Genomic DNA, 20,065 nt, shown 5'->3' with positions numbered 1-20,065 from the left:
GAAAGACGATGAATACGATTCCCGAAATCAAGAAGAACATGGAAGCGAAGATGGACCAGTCCATCGCCGCGTTCAAGGTGAACCTGTCCAAGATCCGTACCGGGCGTGCGAGCCCGGGTGCGCTCGACACGGTGCATGTCGATTACTACGGCTCCTCGGTGCCAATCAGCCAGGTCGCGAACGTGTCCTTGCTCGATGCCCGCACATTGAGCGTGCAGCCTTGGGAAAAGGGCATGGGCCCGAAGATCGAAAAGGCCATCCGCGACAGCGACCTCGGCCTCAACCCTGCGTCGATGGGCGACCTGATTCGCGTGCCGATGCCGCTCATGAGCGAAGAGCGCCGCAAGGAGATGACCAAGATCGTGCGCCACGAAGGCGAGAGCGCCAAGATCGCCGTGCGCAACCTGCGCCGCGACGCGAATGATCATGTCAAGAAGCTGGTCAAGGACAAAAGCGTTTCTGAAGACGACCAGAAGCGCTCGGAAGCCGACATCCAGAAGATCACCGACCGGCACATCGCGGACATCGACCAGCTGGTCCACGCCAAGGAACAGGACATCCTGGCTGTCTGACGGCCAGACTCCGCATGTTCGCCGTCCCGCACCACGTCGCAATCGTCATGGATGGCAATGGCCGCTGGGCCATACGCCGTTTCCTGCCGCGCGCGGCTGGCCACAAGAAGGGCATGGATGCGTTGCGGGCCTGCGTGCGCCGCTGCGGCGAGCGCGGCGTGAAGGTGCTGACCGTCTTCGCGTTCTCGTCCGAAAACTGGAATCGCCCTGCTGAAGAGGTCTCCAGCCTGATGGCGTTGCTCATGCATGCACTCGCGCGTGAAGTGCCGCTGCTCAGCGAAGAAGGTGTTCGAGTGCATTTCGTCGGTGATCGCACGGCGCTCCCGGAAATGGTTCGCAATGGCCTGGCGAATGCGGAGCGCGCGACGGCTGCCAACACGCGCCTGATTTGCAACGTCTGCTTCAACTACGGCGGCCGATGGGATATTGCGCAGGCAGCCGCCAAACTGGCAGCGGCCGGCGAGCCGATCACTGAATCGAGCCTGGCAGGCGCGATGGCGCTGGCCCACGTGCCAGACCCCGACCTGATCATCCGCACAGGCGGCGAGCGGCGCCTGTCGAACTTCCTGCTGTGGCAGTCTGCGTACACCGAGCTCTACTTCAGCGACAAGCTGTGGCCTGACTTCGATGCCGCCGCGCTTGATGAAGCCCTGGCTGACTACGCGACACGCGAACGCCGTTTCGGAAAGACGACCGAGCAAGTCGCACCGCGCGCCAAGCGGCTCGTCGCGTAGGCCCCGCACTCCATGCTCAAGCAGCGAATCATCACGGCCATCGTCCTGCTGGCCATCCTGTTGCCTGCCCTGTTCTGGCCTTCGCCGACGCCGTTTTGCGCCGTGGCGCTGGTGTTGATCGCGGCCGGCGCGTGGGAATGGGGCAAGCTCAATGGACTGGGCCCGGCTGGCTCGGTCGCGCTCGGTGCGGTTTGCCTGGCAGCTTGCGCTGCGTCATGGGCTGCTGGCTTGCTGGGCCAGTCACTCGGGCTGGTCTGGACCGTGGCCAGCGCGTTCTGGGTCATTGCGGGCGCCTTCCTGATTCGGGCGGGTGTCGCCGGCTGGCCGCGTATCCCAAAGGCCATCCGGATTGCCGGTGGCGTGCTGGCACTGTGGGTTGCCTGGCTGGCCGTGGCGCAGGCCCGTGTCATTGGTATCAATTTTCTGTTGTCACTGCTCGTACTGGTCTGGGTGGCGGACATCTTTGCCTACTTCGCAGGCCGTGCCTTCGGCCTGAAATTCACCAAGCGCAAACTCGCGCCCGCAATCAGCCCCGGCAAGAGCTGGGAAGGTGTGTGGGGCGGGATGCTCGGGGTGGTCGTGCTCGCGGTCGCGTGGACGTTCGCTGATCGTGAATTCAACGCCGCAGTTCCCAGCCTCTTTTCGCGGCTTGCGGCCCAGAGCTGGTGGCTGCTGCTGGTGGCAGCCGTTTTCCTCGCAGCGATGAGCGTGGTGGGCGACCTGGCAGAGTCGCTGGTCAAGCGCAGCGCTGGTGCCAAAGATTCGAGCGGCCTGTTGCCGGGGCACGGCGGTGTGCTCGACCGGGTCGATGCGCTGCTTCCCACGTTGCCGCTGGCCATGATGGTCAGCTCCCTGGCATGGCAATGAAGCAACGCGTATCGGTCCTGGGCTCGACGGGCTCCGTCGGAGCGAACACGCTCGACGTGATCGCACGGCATCCGGATCGCTTCGAGGTATTCGCGCTCAGCGCTGCGACGAAGGTTGACTTGATGCTTGCGCAATGTGCGCAGTTCCGGCCCGCCTTTGCTGTCATGGCCAGCGAGCCGCATGGCCGCGAGCTGGCGGACAAGCTGAAAGCCGAAGGCCTGCCCACCCAGGTGATGTCAGGCCAGCGCGCCATCGACGAAATTGCGTCGCACGAGTCGGTCGATGTCGTCATGGCCGCCATCGTCGGCGCTGCGGGCCTCGAGTCGTGCCTCGCAGCGGCCCGGGCAGGCAAGAAGCTGCTGCTGGCCAACAAAGAGGCCCTGGTGGTCGGCGGCGAGCTCTTTCTTGAAGCCGTGAAGTCGGGCGGAGCAAAACTGCTGCCGATCGACAGCGAACACTCGGCGATCTTCCAGTCGCTGCCAGAAGATCCGGCCACGTGGAACGCGCGGGTTGAAAAGATCATCCTCACTGCCTCGGGCGGGCCGTTTCGCACGCGTGCAGTTGCCACGCTGCGCAACGTCACGCCGCAAGAGGCTTGCGCGCATCCCAATTGGGTGATGGGCCGCAAGATATCCGTGGACTCGGCGACCATGATGAACAAGGCGCTCGAAGTGATCGAGGCGCGTTACCTGTTTGGCCTGCAGCCTGACCGGCTGGAAGTGGTGATCCATCCGCAGAGCGTCATCCATTCCATGGTGCAGTACCGTGACACATCGGTCGTTGCCCAGCTGGGCACGCCCGACATGCGGGTGCCGATTGCTTATGGCCTTGCCTGGCCCGAGCGCATCGAGTCGGGCGCGCAGGCGCTGGACTTCATGTCGCTGGCCGACATGACCTTCGAGTCATTCGACAGCCGCGGCCACCGCGAGCGCTTCCCAGGGCTGCAGCTCGCCTGGGAGAGCCTGGCCGCAGCACCGGGAACAACGGCCGTGCTGAATGCGGCCAATGAGGTGGCAGTGGCCGCGTTCCTGGACGAGCGCATCCGTTTCGACCAGATACACAGTGTGAACCTTGCAACTTTAGGGACGGTTGCCCCCTCCAAGCCCGCATCGCTGGACGACCTGCTGGCCCTGGATGCGCAATCGCGTGCCGCGGCCAACGCAGCAATTGGACAGCTGCGCTGACTGAAAGAAGAACGCACACATGCTGACCCTCGTTGCCTTTGTCGTTGCCCTTGGCTTGCTGATCGCCATCCACGAATACGGCCACTACCGGGTGGCGGTGGCATGCGGCGTGAAGGTGCAGCGTTTCGGCATTGCGACGTTTCCGGTGCCAGAGCCGGAAGAAGGCAAGAAGGCTTCGTTCGGGCATCGCCTGGCGTACGCCGTGACCAAACCGGTGATTGAATGGCAGCCGCGCCGCCAGCACCGCGGGCAGGCAACCGTGTTTGCCATCGGGCTCTTTCCGCTGGCGGGCTATGTGCAGATGCTGGGCCAAAACGGCGAGAAGGAACCGCCCTCCAAAGAGGTGGCAGGAGACTTCCGCAATACCAGCGTGCTGCAGCGCACGGCTATCGTCGCGGCCGGGCCGGCAGCCAACTTGTTGCTGGCGATCTTTCTTTACTCCGTACTCAACTGGTATGGCGTTGAAGAGCCGAAGCCCATCCTGGGCAAGCCGGTCGCCGGCTCGGTCGCGCAGCAAGCCGGGCTATCGGGTGGCGAGGTCGTGACGGCTGCGGCTTTCGACGGCAGCGCGCTGGAGCCCGTTGAGAGCTTCGACGAAGTGCGCTGGATGCTCACGCGAGGCGCCCTCGATGGGCGCGATGTGCGCCTGGCGCTGAGCGTCAACGGGCGCGCAAGCGAAACAGTCATGCGCCTGTCGGCCCTGCGCGCGCGCGAAGCCGACGAAAAACTCAACCGTGAAATCGGCGTGCTCGGACCGTGGACTCAGCCGGTGATCGGCGATGTCATCAAGGGCGGGGCGGGTGAGCGAGCGGGCCTGCGCAAAGGTGATGTGATCCGCGCTGTCGGTGGCGTCGAGGTGGTTGATGCACAGCAGCTGCGCGAGATGATCAGGCTGTCGGTGGCGGGCGGCAAAGGCCTGTCGCAGCCATGGCGGATCGAGCGGGGCGGCATGGCCTCCACGCTGGATGTGCAGCCTGACGCCGTCGTCGATGCAGGCAAGGCCACCGGCCGCATCGAGGCCTATGTGGGCTCGCCGCCGGCGATGGTGCTGGTCCATCGCGGCTTTCTCGCGGGTCTGTCGAAGGGCGCCGTGCGGACCTGGGAGATGTCCACTTTCACGCTGCGAATGATCGGCAAGATGGTGATCGGTGATCTGTCGCTCAAGAGCCTGTCGGGGCCAATCACGATTGCCGAATACGCTGGCAAATCGGCCAGCGTCGGCCTGACCTACTACCTGCAGTTCCTCGCCGTGCTGAGCGTCAGCCTTGGTGTGCTGAACCTGCTGCCGGTGCCAATGCTCGATGGCGGGCACCTGATGTATTATCTTTGGGAGGGCGCGACAGGAAGAAGCGTCTCCGATGTGTGGATGGAATACCTGCAACGCGCTGGCATGGCAGTGCTGCTAGTGACGATGTCGGTCGCATTATTCAACGATGTTGCCCGCCAGGTGACCCGCTTCTTTGGCTGAGCCCCAAGCCCACTCTTGATTCAATGAAGAAACAATACAAGCGCTTTCGCGTTAGCACCGTTGCGGCCATGGTCGCACTCGCCTTTTCGGCCAGTGCATGGGCTGTGGATCCGTTCACCGTCCGCGACATTCGTGTCGAAGGCCTGCAACGCGCCGAACCCGGCACCATCTTCGCTTCGCTGCCGTTTCGCATCGGCGAGCAGTACAACGACGAAAAGGGCGCCGCAGCCATCCGGGCACTTTTTGCCCTGGGCCTGTTCAAGGACGTAAGACTCGAGGTCAATGGCGATGTGCTCGTCGTGATCGTTGAAGAGCGGCCGACCATCGCCGAGATCGACTTCTCAGGCATGCGCGAATTCGACAAGGAAGCGCTTCGCAAGGCGATGCGCGAAGTCGGCCTGACTGAAGGCCGGCCGTTCGACCAGGCCCTGGCCGACCGCGCCGAGCAGGAACTCAAGCGCCAGTACATCAACAAGAGCCTGTACGGCGCTGAGGTGGTGACTACGCTCACGCCTGTCGAGCGCAACCGCGTCAACCTGAACTTCACGATCACCGAAGGCGAGCCCGCCCGCATCAAGGACATCCGCATCGTCGGCGCCAATGCATTCAGCGAATCGACGCTGCGCGACCTGTTTGACCTGGACACCGGCGGCTTTCTCAGCTGGTACACCAAGTCCGACCGCTATGCGCGCACCAAGCTCAATGCCGACCAGGAAGCACTGCGCTCGTACTACCTGGCGCGCGGCTATCTTGAGTTCCGCGTCGATTCGACGCAGGTCGCGATCTCGCCGAACAAGCAGGACATCACGATCACCATCAACATCACCGAGGGCGAGCGTTACGTTGTCTCCGGTGTGCGCCTCGAAGGCAACTACCTGAACAAGGAAGACGAGTTCAAGTCGCTCGTGGTCATCCGTCCGGGCGAGCCCTACAACGCCGACAAGGTTGCAGAGACCACCAAAGCCTTCACCGATTACTTCGGCAATTTCGGCTATGCCTTCGCGAGCGTGGAAGCACGCCCTGAAATCGACCGCGCCAACAACCGCGTGTCGTTCGTCCTCGTGGCCGATCCGTCGCGCCGTGCGTATGTACGCCAGATCAACATTGCAGGCAACGCACGCACCCGCGACGAAGTCGTGCGCCGCGAAATGCGCCAGTTCGAGTCGTCCTGGTATGACGGTGACAAGATCAAGCTGTCGCGCGATCGCATTGACCGCCTGAGCTTCTTCAAGGATGTGGACATCACCACGTCGGAAGTGCCTGGCGCGCCCGACCAGGTCGACCTGAACGTGGCCGTGACTGAAAAGCCCAGTGGCAGTCTGCAGCTGGGCGCTGGATTCTCGCAGGCTGAAAAGCTGGCCCTGTCGTTCTCGGTCAAGCAGGAGAACGCCTTCGGCACGGGCAACTATCTCGGCATCGAGCTCAACACCAGCAAGTACAACCGCACCGTCGTCTTCAGCTCGGTCAATCCGTACTTCACCAACGACGGCATCTCCCGGTCGATTGACTTGTATCACCGTGCGACCCGGCCTTACGAAGACCAGGGCGGCAATTACCAGCTCGTGACCAGCGGTGCGGGCCTGCGTTTCGGCGTGCCCTTCACCGAGGTCGATACCGTGTTCTTCGGTGGCGCTGTCGAGCGCGTGCAGATCAAGCCCGGCACGAACATCCCTGCCGCGTACCTGGCCTACGCGGCCAAGGCGGGCTTTACCAGCGTCTCGTTGCCGCTGAGCATCGGCTGGGGCCGCGATGACCGCGACAGTGCGATTACCCCCACGAAGGGCCGGCTGCAGCGCGCGTCCGGCGAACTCGGCGTGATCGGCGACGCGAAGTATGTTCGCGCCACCTACCAGTTGCAGCAGTTCGTGCCCATCAGCAAGCAATTCACGCTGGCCTTTAACGCTGAAGGCGGCTGGGGCAAGGGGCTGTCCAACCAGCCTTTCCCCGTGTTCAAGAATTTCTACAGCGGCGGCTTGGGTTCGGTGCGCGGTTTCGACCAGGGCACGATCGGCCCGCGCGACGTGACGGGCTCCGTGATCGGCGGCACCAAGAAGGTCACACTCAATGCTGAGCTGATTGCACCGTTCCCCGGTGCGGGCAACGACAAGAGCCTGCGCGTCTTTGCCTTTGTCGATGCCGGCAACGTCTATGGCGAAGCTGAGAAATTCGAGCTGTCTACGCTGCGTGCCTCCACCGGCGTGGGCCTGTCGTGGATTTCGCCAGTGGGCCCGCTTCGCTTCGCCATTGCGCAGCCCATTCGCAAGTTCCCTGGCGATAGAATCCAGAAAATGCAATTCCAGATCGGAACGTCGTTCTAATGAAGTCCCTGTATCGCTCCTGCCTCCTGATCCTCTTTGCCGGCCTGGCGATGGCCGCGAACGCGCAGGCCGAAGATTTCCGGGTGGGATTCGTCAATACCGACCGCATCTTCCGCGAGGCCAACACAGCCAAGGCCGCGCAAGCCAAACTCGAGACCGAGTTTGCCAAACGTGAGAAAGAGCTCAACGACATCGGCAACTCACTGAAGGCCGCCTCGGACAAGTTCGACCGCGAAGCGCCCACCTTGTCAGAGGCCGTGCGTGCCACGCGTTCCAAGCAGATCCTCGACCAGGATCGCGACTTCCAGCGCAAGCGCCGCGAATTCCAGGAAGACCTGAACGCACGCAAGAACGAAGAGCTCCAGCAGGTCCTCGAGCGTGCGAACCGCGTTGTCAAGCAAGTAGCCGAAGCTGAAAAGTACGACCTTGTCTTGCAGGAAGCTGTGTACGTCAATCCCAAGCACGACATCACCGACAAGGTGATCAAGGCCCTCAACGCCCGTTGAGGGCGCAGCTGGTGTGCAGCTGCAGCTCCAAGCCATCATCGATGCCCTCGGCGGCGAATTGCATGGCGACGGCCGCCTGACCATCGAAGGGCTCGCCTCGCTGGAGGCGGCTTCGCCCCGGCAGCTGAGCTTCCTCAGCAATCCACGGTACCAGCAGCAACTGGGCTCGACCCAGGCAGCCTGCGTCATCGTCGCGCCGCAGTTTCGTGACGCTGCCGCTTCGCGCGGTGCGTGCATCGTGGCAGCGGATCCCTATCTCTACTTCGCCAAAGTCACGCAGCTGTGGCGTAAGGCGCAGGTCGTCGTGCCGGGCCCCGCGATTCACCCCAGTGCTGTGATCGATCCCGATGCAGTCATCGACCCGACGGCGCGCATCGGCCCGCTGTGCGTTGTTGAACGCGGTGCGCGGATCGGCGCGCACACGGTGCTGAAGTCACGCGTGAGCGTCGGCGAGCATTGCGTGATTGGCGATCGCTGCATCCTCCACCCAGGCGTCGTGATCGGTGCCGACGGTTTCGGCTTCGCACCGAACGCAGGCGCGTGGGAGAAGATCGAGCAGCTTGCCGCAGTGACCATCGGCAACGACGTCGAGATCGGTGCCAACACCTGCATCGATCGCGGCGCTTTGCAAGACACGGTGATCGAAGACGGCGTGAAGCTCGACAACCTGATCCAGATCGGTCACAACGTACGCATCGGCAAGCACACCGCCATGGCGGGCTGTGCGGCTGTCGCCGGCAGTGCAACGATAGGCGCGCATTGCACGATAGGCGGGCGCGCGGGCATCCTCGGTCACCTCACGATCGTGGACAACGTTCACATCTCCGCGACATCGCTCGTCACGCGCTCGATTCTCAAGCCCGGGCACTACACCGGCGTCTTTCCGTTGGACGACAATGCCACCTGGGAAAAGAACGCCGCCTCACTCAAGCAGCTGTACAAGATGCGTGAGCGGCTCAAGGCGTTGGAGAAAGCGCACGATGGTGCGCCAGTGAACAAGAGCGAACAATGACAACAATGGACATCCACGAGATTCTCAGGCTGCTGCCTCACCGCTACCCCATCTTGCTGGTGGACCGCGTGCTCTCTTATGAGAAGGGCAAGACAATCAAGGCGCTGAAAAACGTCACCATCAATGAGCCGTTTTTCGTCGGCCACTTTCCGCATCGCCCCGTGATGCCGGGCGTGATGATGCTCGAAGCCATGGCGCAGACCGCGGCGCTGCTTTCTTTTGCAACCGCAGATGCAGCGCCGGACAGCAAGGCCGTTTACTACTTCGCGGGGATTGATGCCGCGCGCTTCAAGCGCGTGGTCGAGCCGGGCGACCAGCTGGTGATGAATGTCGAACTGCTGCGCCAGAAGGCCGGCATCTTCAAGTTCAAGGGCACGTGCCACGTTGGCGATGAACTCGCGTGCGAGGCCGAGCTGATGTGCACGATGCGCACCGTAGGGTAGGCCGCGATGGCGCAGATTCATCCCACGGCGATCGTTGACGCTGGCGCGCAGCTCGACGACAGCGTGACCGTCGGCGCGTACACGCTGATCGGCCCGCACGTGAAGATCGCGGGTGGTACCAGCATCGGCCCGCACTGCGTGATCGAAGGGCACACGACCATCGGGCGCGACAACCGTATCTTCCAGTTCAACTCGCTGGGTGCGATTCCGCAGGACAAGAAGTACGCGGGCGAGCCGGGCGAGTTGATCATTGGCGAGCGCAACACGATTCGCGAGTTCGGCACGTACAACATCGGCACCCCCGGCGGCGGCGGCGTGACGCGCGTGGGCAACGACAACTGGCTGATGGCCTATGTGCACCTCGCGCACGACTGCATCGTCGGCAACCACACAACCTTCGCGAACAACGCGCAGATGGCGGGGCATGTGCAGGTCGATGACTGGGTGATCCTGGGCGGCTTCACGAACGTCCACCAGTTCGTGCGCATCGGCGCGCACGGCATGACGGCGCTTGGCACGGTGGTGTTGGCCCACCAGCCGCCATTCGTGATGAGCGAGGGCCAGCCGGCGCGTGCACGCTCGATGAACTTCGAAGGCCTGCGGCGCCGGGGGTTCTCCGCGGAGCGTGTGTCAGCGGTCAAGGCGATGCACAAGGCGCTGTACCGCGACGGCATCACGCTGGAGCAGTCGAAGGCGCGAATTGCCGAACTCGCGCAGTCGCATCCCGCAGCACAAGCTGATGTCGCGATGATGCTCGAGTTTCTCGGGGCGACGAGCACGAACGACCGCGGCATCGTCCGCTAGCGCGTCCTGGTCATGGAGCCCCTCAGAATTGCAATGGTCGCCGGTGAAGCGTCCGGCGACTTGCTGGCCGGCCTGCTGCTGCAAGGCATGCACGCGCGCTGGCCCGGTTTGCAGGCGCAGGGCATTGGCGGGCCGCGGATGAAAGCGCAGGGTTTCGACGAATGGTGGCCGCACGACAAGCTTGCCGTGCGCGGCTACGTCGAGGTGCTCATGCACTACCGCGAGATCGTCGGCATCCGCAAGCAGCTTGCGCAGCGCCTGCTGGCCGATCCGCCGCGCGCCTTCATCGGTGTCGATGCGCCTGACTTCAATCTTGATCTCGAAGGCCAGTTGCGCGAGAAGGGCGTGAAGACGGTGCACTTCATCTGCCCGTCGATCTGGGCGTGGCGCGCGGACAGGGTGCACAAGATCAAGCGCTGCGCTGATCACGTGCTGTGCGTGTTCCCGTTTGAACCAGAGCTGTTGCACAGCCATGGCATCGGCGCGACGTACGTCGGGCATCCGCTCGCCAACGTGATCCCCATGGAGCCCGACAAAGCCGCCGCGCGCGCCGCCCTGGGCCTTGCTGCCGATGATGAAGTGCTGGCCGTGCTGCCGGGCAGCCGCGGCTCGGAGGTGAAGTACCACGCGTCGCTGTTTTTCGAGGCGGCCGCCCTGGCCGCCACATCGCGGCCAGGCCTGAAGATCGTCGTGCCAGCGATGCCCGCCTTTAAATCCGCGATCGAGGAGGCGGCGCGTTTCGCCGGATTGAAAGACGCGTTGATCGTCGAGGGCCAGTCGCACGCCGTGCTGGCCGCCTGCGATGTCACGCTGATTGCCAGCGGCACAGCCACGTTGGAGGCTGCGCTGTTCAAGCGGCCGATGGTCATCTCGTACGCGATGAACTGGCTGACCTATCGCATGATGAAGCCGCACCAGGTGCTGCCGTGGTTTGGCCTGCCCAACATCCTGCTGCGCGAATTTGCCGTGCCCGAATTGATACAGCAGGATGCAACGCCGCCAGCGCTGGCGCAGGCGCTCTTGGACTGGCTTCAGGCGCCTGAGAGAATGGCTGCCGTACAAGACAAATTCAGGGCGTTGCACGTTTTGCTGCAACGCGATACCGCGCAACTTGCCACCGATGCCATCGACAAAGTCATCCACGCGTGAAAGCGGCGCTGCCTTGCGGCAGCGCTCGCGCGTCATTCAGAAACAGCTCGACTGGGACCCCGTCGGCCTGCTCGCCGGCGTGGACGAAGCAGGGCGCGGCCCGCTCGCCGGCCCGGTCTATGCGGCGGCCGTGATTCTTGACGACTCCAAGCGCATTCGCGGCCTTGCCGATTCCAAAGCCTTGACGGCGTTGCAGCGTGACCGCCTCTTTGACCAGATTCGCGAGAAAGCGCTGTGCTGCTCGGTCGCCTCGGCCACAGTCGAAGAGATCGACACCCTCAATATCCTGCAAGCCACGATGCTCGCGATGAAACGCGCCGTGGAGGGCTTGCGCCTGAAGCCGGCGAAGGTGCTCGTGGATGGCAACCGCCTGCCGACGATCGATGTGCTGGCAGAAGCCGTCATCGGCGGCGATGCGAAGGTCAAGGCAATCTCCGCCGCGTCGATTCTGGCCAAGGTGACGCGGGACCGCTATTGCGAGACGCTGCACGAGGAGTTTCCGCAGTACGGCTTTGGCTCGCACAAAGGGTACGGCACGCCCGAGCACCTCGAAGCGCTGCGTGTGCATGGCGCTTGCAAGCATCATCGCAAGTTCTTCGCACCGGTGGCCGCGACCTTCACCATCCGGGACGGCACGACGGTGAGCGTGTCGGTCTCGTGACAACCTCCGGCCCGCTTCTCGTCACGTCCGCCGCGAACGTGCAGCTCAAGGAGCTCAAGCGGCTCGCACAGGACAGCACCGCCTATCGCAAGCAAAGCCGCATCTGGCTCGAAGGTGATCACCTCTGCCGCGCGGCGGTTGAGCGTGGCGTGCAGCCTGAGCTGATGGTGTTTTGCGAATCGGCGTGGTCGCAAACCGGCCACGCGTGGTCGGGGCATGGCGGCAAGCAGTTGATCGTGTCGGATGCGCTGTGGCCGGGGTTGAGCGCACTGGAGTCGCCGGCGCGCATGGGCTTCGTCATCGCGATGCCAGCTCAGCCCGTACTGCAGAAAGACAAGCCAACTGTTGTGCTCGATGGCCTACAGGACCCTGGCAACGTTGGCTCGATCCTGCGAAGCGCGGCGGCATTTGGTTTCCAGCAGGTGATCGCGTTGAAGGGCACGGCTGCCTTGTGGAGCGCGAAGGTGCTGCGAGCGGGCATGGGCGCGCATTTTGGTTTGCAGTTGCACGAAGGAATGCTGGCCGCCGATGTGGGCGTGTTGGATATTCCGCTGATCGCGACGAGTTCGCACCACGGCGAGTTCCTGCACGAGGCGCGCCTGCCGACGCCGTGCGCGTGGTTGCTGGGGCACGAAGGGCAGGGCGTGAGCGCGGCGCTGGCTGCGTTGGCCACGCACTCGGTGCGAATCGCTCAGCCTGGCGGGGAAGAGTCGCTGAACGTGGCGTCTGCCGCAGCCATTTGTATGCACGCCAGTGCGACCTTCAAGAGCAGTGGGGCATAAGGCGTCCGTTATAATCGTGTGCTTTCCCGCAAACCCCCGTACGCCTAGCGCATTCAAGCCAAATCCCTGAACAAAGCTGCAGTGTGAACCCCGGTTCGCACGACGCACTTGAACCTTGGGCGTACCGTAATCATCCGGAGAACCCAGTGCTTTTGTTTCAACAGGGAACCGACGCCAGAGCCCTCCTGGCGCTTGCCGATGGCACAGTGTTCACAGGCAACTCGATAGGCGCTACAGGCGCCACCACCGGCGAAGTCGTTTTCAACACGGCCATCACCGGTTACCAGGAAATCCTCACCGACCCCAGCTATTGCCAGCAGATCGTGACGCTCACGTATCCGCATATCGGCAACTACGGCGTCAACGCGGAAGACGTCGAAGCGCAGAAGGTCCATGCCGCCGGCCTCATCATTCGCGACCTGCCGCTGATCGCATCCAACTTTCGCTCCACGCAAACGCTGCCTGACTACCTGCGCGCGCAGAACACCGTCGCGATTTCCAACATCGACACACGCAAGTTGACGCGCCTGCTTCGCACCAAGGGCGCGCAGAACGGCGCCATCGTCGCGTTGGCCGCCGGCGAGGAAATCACACCCGCCATCGTCGACAAGGCCATTGCCGCCGCACGAGGGGCGCCGAACATGAGCGGCCTTGACCTGGCGAAAGTCGTGTCGGTCGGGCAGCCGTATGAATGGTCCCAGCGCGAGTGGCAGCTCGGCGTGGGCTACACCAACCAGGGCGAGACGAAGCATCACGTCGTCGCCTTCGACTTCGGCGTGAAGAAGAACATCCTGCGCATGCTCGCCGAGCGCGGCTGCAAGGTCACTGTTGTGCCGGCGCAGACGTCCGCTGCCGAAGTCAAGAAGCTCCAGCCTGATGGTGTGTTCCTCTCCAATGGCCCCGGTGATCCTGAGCCATGCGACTACGCGATCGCGGCCACGCGTGAACTGATCGAAGCTGGCTACCCCACCTTCGGCATCTGCCTCGGCCACCAGATCATGGCGCTGGCTTCCGGCGCCAAGACGTTCAAGATGAAGTTCGGCCATCACGGCGCGAACCACCCCGTCAAGGATCTCGACAACGGCCGCGTGTCCATCACGAGCCAGAACCACGGCTTCGCGGTGGACGAGAAAACGCTGCCTCCAAACCTGCGCGCCACGCACGTCAGCCTGTTCGACGGCACGCTGCAAGGCCTGGCACGCACCGACAAGCCCGCGTTCTGCTTCCAGGGTCACCCAGAGGCATCCCCCGGCCCGCACGATATCGGCTACCTGTTCGACCGCTTCATCGGTTTGATGGAGGCGAAATGAAACAGAAGCTGATTGCTGCCCTGACGGTGGTGTTGGCAGGGTTCTTCGCGGCTCCCGCCTGGTCACAGCCTGAGGCACCTGGCGTCGCCCGCCTGACCGACCTGGTGGTGCGCACGCTCCCCGTTGGCGACATCTTCCAGGTCTTCCTCGACAAGGACCCGAACTGGCCCTTGGCCGACAAGGTCAATCGCGTATCGACCGAGCAGTTCACCTGCTTGCGCCAGCGCTTGTCCAAGCCGGGTTTCCTGGATCAGCGAAGCGCCGCCGCGGCCGCATTTGCCAAGCGCTACCCGGAAGCTGTCGAGCCGTCGATCAGTGTGCTCGAAGGCGGTGGCGCCGAAGTATTTTCCGCCGCCATTGGCGCCGGCCTGACCGAGGCGCGTAGCGGTAACAAGTCCGACTACGGCTCTGTGGCCGAGCGGTTTTCGCCCTTGCAGATGAGTGCGTTCGTCGAACTGGTCGGCGACCCGAAACACAAAGCATTGCGCGAGCTGATCGGCATTGACGACGTGCTCTCGCTCGGAGCCGGCAAGGAAGAGAATGCCGCGCGCGGCCGCGCCAAGGGTGAGCTGATTGCAATCAAGTTGATGTTCGCAGCCATGGACCACTGCAAGGTCCCGCTGGCGGCCATCCGGTGAAGGACTGACAGGAAAAAAATGCCAAAGCGCACAGACATAAAAAGCATCCTCATCATCGGCGCTGGCCCGATCATCATCGGCCAGGCGTGCGAGTTCGACTACTCTGGCGTGCAGGCCTGCAAGGCGCTGCGCGAGGAGGGCTACAAGGTCATCCTGATCAACAGCAACCCCGCGACGATCATGACGGACCCGGCCACGGCTGACGTCACGTACATCGAGCCGATCAACTGGCAGACAGTCGAGAAGATCATCGCCAAGGAGCGCCCCGACGCGATCCTGCCGACGATGGGCGGGCAGACGGCGCTCAACTGCGCGCTCGACCTGTGGCACAACGGCGTGCTCGAAAAGTACAAGGTCGAATTGATCGGTGCCACACCTGAAGCCATCGACAAGGCAGAAGACCGCCAGAAGTTCAAGAACGCAATGACGAAGATCGGGCTGGGCTCGGCCCGCTCCGGAATTGCGCATTCGATGGAGGAAGCCTGGGGCGTCCAGAAGTCGGTGGGCTTCCCCACCGTGATCCGCCCGAGTTTCACGCTCGGCGGCACGGGCGGCGGCATCGCCTACAACCCCGAAGAATTCGAAGTGATCTGCAAGCGCGGCCTCGAAGCCTCGCCCACCAAGGAGCTGCTCATTGAAGAGTCGCTGCTCGGCTGGAAAGAGTACGAGATGGAAGTCGTGCGCGACAAGGCCGACAACTGCATCATCATCTGCTCGATCGAAAACCTTGACCCGATGGGCGTGCACACGGGCGACTCGATCACCGTCGCTCCGGCGCAGACGCTGACGGACAAGGAATACCAGATCATGCGCAACGCGTCGATCGCGGTGCTGCGCGAAATCGGCGTGGATACGGGCGGCTCGAACGTGCAGTTCGCGGTCAACCCGCAAGACGGCCGCATGATCGTGATCGAGATGAATCCGCGCGTGTCGCGCTCATCGGCGCTGGCATCGAAGGCGACTGGCTTCCCGATCGCGAAGGTCGCAGCCAAGCTGGCCTGCGGCTACACCCTCGACGAACTGCGCAATGAAATCACCGGCGGCGCAACACCCGCGAGCTTCGAGCCGTCGATCGACTATGTCGTGACGAAGATTCCGCGCTTTGCCTTCGAGAAATTCCCGATGGCTGATTCGCGCCTGACCACGCAGATGAAGTCGGTCGGCGAGGTGATGGCGATGGGCCGCACCTTCCAGGAGTCATTTCAGAAGGCGCTGCGCGGGCTCGAAGTCGGCGTTGATGGCCTGAACGAAAAGACGCAAGACCGCGAAGTGCTCGAAAAGGAGCTGGGCGAGCCCGGCCCCGAGCGCATCTGGTACGTGGGCGACGCTTTCGCGCAAGGGATGTCGGTCGATGAGGTGTTTGACCTCACCAAGATCGACCGCTGGTTCCTCGTGCAGATCGAAGAGATCGTGAAGATCGAACTCGCGCTGGAGAAGATGTCGCTGGACGAGATCGACGCGCCCGCGCTGACGATGCTCAAGCAAAAGGGCTTCTCCGACAGGCGACTCGCGCGCCAGTTGAAAACGACGGACAAGATCATTCGCGACAAGCGCCGCGCGCTCGGCGTGCGCCCGGTTTACAAGCGCGTCGACACGTGCGCCGCCGAATTCGCGACGAACACGGCCTACATGTATTCGACGTATGAGTCCGCCACCTACGGCGGCGTCGCCGAATGCGAAGCCGAGCCGACGAACAACAAGAAGATCATGGTGCTGGGCGGTGGCCCGAACCGTATCGGGCAGGGCATTGAGTTCGACTACTGCTGCGTCCATGCCGCGCTCGCCATGCGCGAAGACGGCTACGAGACCATCATGGTCAACTGCAACCCTGAAACCGTTTCGACCGACTACGACACATCCGACCGCCTGTACTTCGAGCCGCTCACGCTCGAAGACGTGCTGGAGATCGTCGACAAGGAAAAGCCTTTCGGCGTGATCGTGCAGTACGGCGGCCAGACGCCGCTCAAGCTCGCGCTCGGCCTCGAAGCCGAAGGCGTGCCAATCATCGGCACCAGCCCCGACATGATCGACGCGGCGGAAGACCGCGAACGATTCCAGCAGCTGTTGCACAAGCTGAACCTGCGCCAGCCTGCCAACGCCACTGCGCGCGCAGAGCCCGAAGCGCTGGAAAAGGCCGCGGCACTCGGCTACCCGCTCGTCGTGCGCCCCAGCTACGTGCTCGGTGGCCGCGCGATGGAAATTGTGCACGAGCAGCGCGACCTTGAGCGCTACATGCGCGAGGCCGTGAAGGTATCCAACGACTCACCCGTGCTGCTCGACCGCTTCCTGAACGACGCGATCGAATGCGACGTCGATTGCCTGCGTGACCCGACGGGCCGCACCTTCATCGGCGGCGTGATGGAGCACATCGAACAGGCGGGCGTGCACAGCGGTGACTCCGCCTGCTCGCTGCCGCCGTATTCGCTGTCGAAGGCGACGGTCGAAGAGATCAAGCGCCAGACCGCGGCCATGGCTGAAGCCCTGAGCGTGGTGGGCCTGATGAACGTGCAGTTCGCCATCCAGCAAGCCGATGGCAAGGACGTGATCTACGTGCTCGAAGTGAACCCGCGTGCCTCGCGCACGGTGCCATTCGTGAGCAAGGCGACGGGCATCCAGCTCGCGAAGGTGGCGGCGCGCTGCATGGTGGGCCAGTCGCTCGAATCGCAGGGCATCCGCGACGAAGTCACGCCGCCTTACTTCAGCGTGAAAGAGGCCGTGTTCCCGTTCGTGAAATTCCCGGGCGTTGACACCATCCTAGGCCCCGAGATGAAGTCCACCGGTGAAGTGATGGGCGTAGGCAAAACTTTCGGTGAAGCCTTCGTGAAGAGCCAGCTGGGCGCAGGCACCAAGCTGCCGCGGCCCACGGATGCCGTGAAGAAGGTCTTCCTCACGGTGAAGAACAGCGACAAGCCGCGTGCTGTCGAAGTTGCGCGCCAGCTTGCTGCGCAAGGCTTCGATATCGTGGCCACCAAGGGAACGGCCGCCGCCATCAATGCTGCGGGCATCACTTGCGAGAGCGTGAACAAGGTGGCCGAAGGCCGGCCGCACGTGGTCGACATGATCAAGAACAACGAGATCGTGATGGTGATCAACACGGTCGAAGAGCGCCGCAACGCGATCTCCGACTCGCGCGCCATCCGCACCTCGTCGCTGCTGTCGCGCGTGACCACGTTCACGACCATCGCCGGCGCCGAGGCGGCCGTCGAAGGCATGAAGTACATGGACAACCTCGGCGTTGTCTCGCTGCAGGAACTGCACGCGCAGCTCGGTTGAGCGTTGGGCGTTCGGCGTCGGGCGTGTTGTCGCCCTGCGCCAGCGCTTCGGCGACAATCTCAACCACTGCGGGCATTTCCACGCTCAACCCTCAACGCTCAACGCCCAACCCATAATGCCTACCATCCCGATCACCACGCGCGGCTTCGAAAAGCTGAAGGCCGAGTTGCACCGCCTGAAGACGGTCGACCGTCCTGGCGTGATCAACGCCATCTCCGAAGCGCGTGCGCAAGGCGATCTTTCCGAGAACGCTGAGTACGAAGCCGCCAAGGACCGCCAGGGCTTCATCGAAGGCCGCATCCAGGAAATCGAGAGCAAGCTTTCGGCCGCGCAAGTCATTGACCCGACCTCGGTCGATGCGAACGGCCGAGTTGTTTTCGGCGCCACCGTCGAGCTCGAGGAAGAAAAGACGGGCACGAAGGTGAAGTACCAGATCGTCGGCGAAGACGAGGCTGACCTGAAGCAGGGCCTGATCAATATCTCCAGCCCCATCGCGCGCGCAATGATCGGCAAGGAAGAGGGCGACGTTGCCGTTGTTGAGGCCCCCGGCGGCGTGCGGCGGTTTGAGATCGTCGCTGTGCACTACATCTGATTCGCCGCAACTGAAAAGCACTTTGACCGACATGAGCGGCGGCTGGAAGGCCAGGGCAGGGGTGCTGGCCTGCGCTCTGTGGTGGGGCAGCCTCACCACCATCGGCTTCATCGTCGTGCCGCTGCTGTTTGCCAACCTGCCCACGCCCGCTGACGCAGGCCGCATGGCAGCCAGGCTGTTCACAGCGCAAACATGGGTCTCCATCGGCTGCGGCATCGTGGTGATGCTGTCGGCGCGCGCCACTGAAGAGGTGGCGTCGATGGACTGGAAGCACGGCGTGCTGATGTATCTCTTTGCAGGCGTGCTGCTGGCGGTGCTGGCCGAGTTCGCGGTGGCGCCTCACATCATCGCGAGGCAGGACCTGCGGTTCTGGCACTCGGTGGGCAGCGTGATGTACTTTTTGCAGTGGCTCTGCGCTGGCACCGTTTTGTGGAAGGTGACTTCGGCGCCCGGGGTGTGCCAGGTGCCGGAAGCGAATTAAGTCTGCCGGCCCTTCTTGACCGACTTCTGCTTGGGCGGCTTGGCACGGCGCACCTGGCCACCGGCCGTCAGCCGCTGGTTGCCCAGCACGCGCAGGGTTTTGACCTCGGGCCGCTGGCCGCCGCGCTTGCTGTACTTGAGCACCTTGAATTCGCGTGGGCCGGCCATGCGGTCTTCGTCAGGCGTTTTCTCCTTGGCGACCTTGGGGCGCCAGAGCACGAGCAGTTTGCCGATGTGCTGGATGGGCGCTGCACCAAGCTCGTCGCAAAGCTGGGCGTAAATCGCTTCACGGGCCTCGCGAGAGTCGCCCTGGACGCGGATCTTGATCAGGCCGTGGGACTTCAGGGCGGCATCAGCCTCTTTTTTCACGTTGGGCGTGAGGCCGTCGTTGCCGATCATGACAACGGGGTCGAGGTGGTGGGCTTCGGCGCGATGCGCCTTGCGCTCGGCAATGGTTAACTGGATGGCAGGCATGGGCACGTATTATGGGTGGGAAGCATGAACGCAAAGACAAAGAAGAGTGGCAGCAAGGTCAAGAACCGGTCCTGGCTGAACGACCACATCAACGATCCCTACGTGAAGATGGCCACGCGGGACGGCTATCGCGCCCGCGCGGCCTACAAGCTCAAGGAAATTGATGAGCAGCTCGGCCTGATCAAGCCGGGCGCTGTCGTTGTTGACCTCGGCTCGACGCCGGGCGCCTGGAGCCAGTATGTGCGCCGCAAGATGTCGCCCGCAGGCGCTGCGGCAGGTGAGCTCAACGGCACCATCATCGCCATGGACATCCTGCCCATGGAGCCTATCGAGGGCGTGACGTTTATCCAGGGTGACTTCCGCGAGCCCGAGGTGCTGGCGCAGGTGGCTGCCCAGCTGGGCGGCCGCAAGGCAGACGTGGTGATTTCAGACATGGCGCCCAACCTGTCGGGCATTGAGTCGTCAGACGCGATGCGTATCGCGCACCTGGTGGAGCTTGCGGTGGAATTCAGCCAGGCACACATGAAGCCAGAAGGGGCATTGGTGACCAAGCTTTTCCATGGCAGCGGCTACAGTCAGCTTGTCAAGCACTTCAAGGAATCGTTTCGCGTCGTCAAGCCCATCAAACCCAAGGCATCCCGCGACAAGTCGTCCGAAACCTTCCTTGTGGGCGTGGGTCTGAAGACAGGGAAATGACACAAGGTGCACCGGTGGCAATTGCGTCACTTCCGCCCCTGGCACCCGTCGCGAAAATACATCATTGCATGGCTTGAAAGGCCTAGAATGGGCATCAGCTAG

General features: G+C 63.2%; 20 protein-coding genes. 19 read left to right on the top strand and 1 reads right to left on the bottom strand.

Annotated features, from left to right (window positions below; genetic code table 11):
• Positions 1-8 precede the first annotated feature (8 nt).
• The 18 genes from frr (at position 9) to GHT07_RS12720 (ending at position 18,794) form a co-directional block, all read left to right on the top strand.
• Positions 9-572 (top strand): ribosome recycling factor, encoded by a 564-nt coding sequence (gene frr / locus GHT07_RS12805; RefSeq protein ID WP_153585482.1) that lies wholly within the window; start codon positions 9-11, stop codon positions 570-572.
• 14 nt (positions 573-586) lie between these two features.
• Positions 587-1,306, top strand: coding sequence for a polyprenyl diphosphate synthase (gene uppS, locus GHT07_RS12800; protein WP_153585481.1), 720 nt, complete (start codon positions 587-589; stop codon positions 1,304-1,306).
• Between the two features lie 12 nt (positions 1,307-1,318).
• Positions 1,319-2,173 (top strand): phosphatidate cytidylyltransferase, encoded by an 855-nt coding sequence (locus tag GHT07_RS12795; RefSeq protein WP_153585480.1) that lies wholly within the window; start codon positions 1,319-1,321, stop codon positions 2,171-2,173.
• Positions 2,170-3,357, top strand: coding sequence for a 1-deoxy-D-xylulose-5-phosphate reductoisomerase (ispC, locus tag GHT07_RS12790; RefSeq protein WP_153585479.1), 1,188 nt, complete (start codon positions 2,170-2,172; stop codon positions 3,355-3,357). Before GHT07_RS12795 ends, ispC begins: the two co-directional genes overlap by 4 nt.
• 19 nt (positions 3,358-3,376) lie before the next feature.
• Positions 3,377-4,825: an RIP metalloprotease RseP gene (gene rseP / locus GHT07_RS12785; RefSeq protein WP_153585478.1), complete on the top strand. Its 1,449-nt coding sequence runs from the start codon at positions 3,377-3,379 to the stop codon at positions 4,823-4,825.
• A 23-nt stretch (positions 4,826-4,848) separates the two neighbouring features.
• The gene (gene bamA, locus GHT07_RS12780) at positions 4,849-7,143 is read left to right on the top strand and encodes an outer membrane protein assembly factor BamA (protein WP_153585477.1); all 2,295 of its coding nucleotides are present in this window, start codon (positions 4,849-4,851) and stop codon (positions 7,141-7,143) included.
• Positions 7,143-7,649, top strand: a complete 507-nt coding sequence (locus tag GHT07_RS12775) for an OmpH family outer membrane protein (protein WP_153585476.1) — start codon at positions 7,143-7,145, stop codon at positions 7,647-7,649. The genes bamA and GHT07_RS12775 overlap by 1 nt, the downstream gene beginning before the upstream one ends.
• Positions 7,650-7,662: 13 nt before the next feature.
• Positions 7,663-8,661, top strand: coding sequence for a UDP-3-O-(3-hydroxymyristoyl)glucosamine N-acyltransferase (gene lpxD, locus GHT07_RS12770; RefSeq protein WP_323740921.1), 999 nt, complete (start codon positions 7,663-7,665; stop codon positions 8,659-8,661).
• A gap of 5 nt (positions 8,662-8,666) precedes the next feature.
• Positions 8,667-9,104 carry a 3-hydroxyacyl-ACP dehydratase FabZ gene (gene fabZ / locus GHT07_RS12765; RefSeq protein WP_153585475.1) on the top strand — a complete coding sequence of 146 codons (438 nt, stop codon included), beginning with the start codon at positions 8,667-8,669 and terminating at the stop codon, positions 9,102-9,104.
• Between the two features lie 6 nt (positions 9,105-9,110).
• Positions 9,111-9,908 (top strand): acyl-ACP--UDP-N-acetylglucosamine O-acyltransferase, encoded by a 798-nt coding sequence (gene lpxA, locus GHT07_RS12760; protein ID WP_153585474.1) that lies wholly within the window; start codon positions 9,111-9,113, stop codon positions 9,906-9,908.
• A gap of 12 nt (positions 9,909-9,920) precedes the next feature.
• Complete coding sequence (gene lpxB, locus GHT07_RS12755; RefSeq protein WP_153585473.1) at positions 9,921-11,057, top strand: lipid-A-disaccharide synthase; 1,137 nt, start codon at positions 9,921-9,923, stop codon at positions 11,055-11,057.
• On the top strand, positions 11,029-11,718 hold the full coding sequence (gene rnhB / locus GHT07_RS12750) for a ribonuclease HII (RefSeq protein WP_153585472.1): 690 nt from the start codon (positions 11,029-11,031) through the stop codon (positions 11,716-11,718). Before lpxB ends, rnhB begins: the two co-directional genes overlap by 29 nt.
• Positions 11,715-12,500, top strand: a complete 786-nt coding sequence (locus GHT07_RS12745) for a TrmH family RNA methyltransferase (RefSeq protein WP_323740920.1) — start codon at positions 11,715-11,717, stop codon at positions 12,498-12,500. Before rnhB ends, GHT07_RS12745 begins: the two co-directional genes overlap by 4 nt.
• Before the next feature lie 146 nt (positions 12,501-12,646).
• Positions 12,647-13,810 carry a glutamine-hydrolyzing carbamoyl-phosphate synthase small subunit gene (gene carA / locus GHT07_RS12740; RefSeq protein WP_323740919.1) on the top strand — a complete coding sequence of 388 codons (1,164 nt, stop codon included), beginning with the start codon at positions 12,647-12,649 and terminating at the stop codon, positions 13,808-13,810.
• The gene (locus GHT07_RS12735) at positions 13,807-14,448 is read left to right on the top strand and encodes a hypothetical protein (RefSeq protein WP_153585470.1); all 642 of its coding nucleotides are present in this window, start codon (positions 13,807-13,809) and stop codon (positions 14,446-14,448) included. Before carA ends, GHT07_RS12735 begins: the two co-directional genes overlap by 4 nt.
• An 18-nt stretch (positions 14,449-14,466) precedes the next feature.
• Entirely contained in the window at positions 14,467-17,721 is a 3,255-nt protein-coding gene (gene carB / locus GHT07_RS12730) for a carbamoyl-phosphate synthase large subunit (RefSeq protein ID WP_153585469.1), read from the top strand.
• A gap of 115 nt (positions 17,722-17,836) precedes the next feature.
• On the top strand, positions 17,837-18,313 hold the full coding sequence (gene greA / locus GHT07_RS12725) for a transcription elongation factor GreA (RefSeq protein WP_153585468.1): 477 nt from the start codon (positions 17,837-17,839) through the stop codon (positions 18,311-18,313).
• A gap of 31 nt (positions 18,314-18,344) precedes the next feature.
• Complete coding sequence (locus GHT07_RS12720; RefSeq protein ID WP_153585572.1) at positions 18,345-18,794, top strand: DUF4149 domain-containing protein; 450 nt, start codon at positions 18,345-18,347, stop codon at positions 18,792-18,794.
• On the opposite strand, the gene GHT07_RS12715 is transcribed toward GHT07_RS12720, so the two are convergent.
• Entirely contained in the window at positions 18,791-19,267 is a 477-nt protein-coding gene (locus tag GHT07_RS12715; protein WP_153585467.1) for a YhbY family RNA-binding protein, read from the bottom strand. The two genes, GHT07_RS12720 and GHT07_RS12715, sit on opposite strands and share 4 nt — an antisense overlap.
• A 24-nt stretch (positions 19,268-19,291) precedes the next feature.
• On the opposite strand from GHT07_RS12715, the gene GHT07_RS12710 reads away from it, so the two are divergent.
• Positions 19,292-19,963, top strand: a complete 672-nt coding sequence (locus tag GHT07_RS12710) for an RlmE family RNA methyltransferase (protein ID WP_153585466.1) — start codon at positions 19,292-19,294, stop codon at positions 19,961-19,963.
• Positions 19,964-20,065 lie beyond the last annotated feature (102 nt).

It is taken from the genome of Caenimonas koreensis DSM 17982, from assembly GCF_009646335.1.
GTDB classification, from domain to species: Bacteria; Pseudomonadota; Gammaproteobacteria; order Burkholderiales; family Burkholderiaceae_C; genus Ramlibacter; species Ramlibacter koreensis.
This window is presented reverse-complemented; position numbering and strand designations above follow the sequence as displayed.

Coding starts and splice junctions, on each gene's coding strand:
- frr (WP_153585482.1), top strand. CDS start 9: ATGAATACGATTCCCGAAATCAAGAAGAACATGGAAGCGAAGATGGAC.
- carB (WP_153585469.1), top strand. CDS start 14,467: ATGCCAAAGCGCACAGACATAAAAAGCATCCTCATCATCGGCGCTGGC.
- GHT07_RS12735 (WP_153585470.1), top strand. CDS start 13,807: ATGAAACAGAAGCTGATTGCTGCCCTGACGGTGGTGTTGGCAGGGTTC.
- GHT07_RS12720 (WP_153585572.1), top strand. CDS start 18,345: ATGAGCGGCGGCTGGAAGGCCAGGGCAGGGGTGCTGGCCTGCGCTCTG.
- GHT07_RS12710 (WP_153585466.1), top strand. CDS start 19,292: ATGAACGCAAAGACAAAGAAGAGTGGCAGCAAGGTCAAGAACCGGTCC.
- rnhB (WP_153585472.1), top strand. CDS start 11,029: ATGCCATCGACAAAGTCATCCACGCGTGAAAGCGGCGCTGCCTTGCGG.
- GHT07_RS12775 (WP_153585476.1), top strand. CDS start 7,143: ATGAAGTCCCTGTATCGCTCCTGCCTCCTGATCCTCTTTGCCGGCCTG.
- ispC (WP_153585479.1), top strand. CDS start 2,170: ATGAAGCAACGCGTATCGGTCCTGGGCTCGACGGGCTCCGTCGGAGCG.
- GHT07_RS12715 (WP_153585467.1), bottom strand. CDS start 19,267: ATGCCTGCCATCCAGTTAACCATTGCCGAGCGCAAGGCGCATCGCGCC.
- GHT07_RS12795 (WP_153585480.1), top strand. CDS start 1,319: ATGCTCAAGCAGCGAATCATCACGGCCATCGTCCTGCTGGCCATCCTG.
- lpxA (WP_153585474.1), top strand. CDS start 9,111: ATGGCGCAGATTCATCCCACGGCGATCGTTGACGCTGGCGCGCAGCTC.
- uppS (WP_153585481.1), top strand. CDS start 587: ATGTTCGCCGTCCCGCACCACGTCGCAATCGTCATGGATGGCAATGGC.
- rseP (WP_153585478.1), top strand. CDS start 3,377: ATGCTGACCCTCGTTGCCTTTGTCGTTGCCCTTGGCTTGCTGATCGCC.
- greA (WP_153585468.1), top strand. CDS start 17,837: ATGCCTACCATCCCGATCACCACGCGCGGCTTCGAAAAGCTGAAGGCC.
- lpxB (WP_153585473.1), top strand. CDS start 9,921: ATGGAGCCCCTCAGAATTGCAATGGTCGCCGGTGAAGCGTCCGGCGAC.
- fabZ (WP_153585475.1), top strand. CDS start 8,667: ATGGACATCCACGAGATTCTCAGGCTGCTGCCTCACCGCTACCCCATC.
- bamA (WP_153585477.1), top strand. CDS start 4,849: ATGAAGAAACAATACAAGCGCTTTCGCGTTAGCACCGTTGCGGCCATG.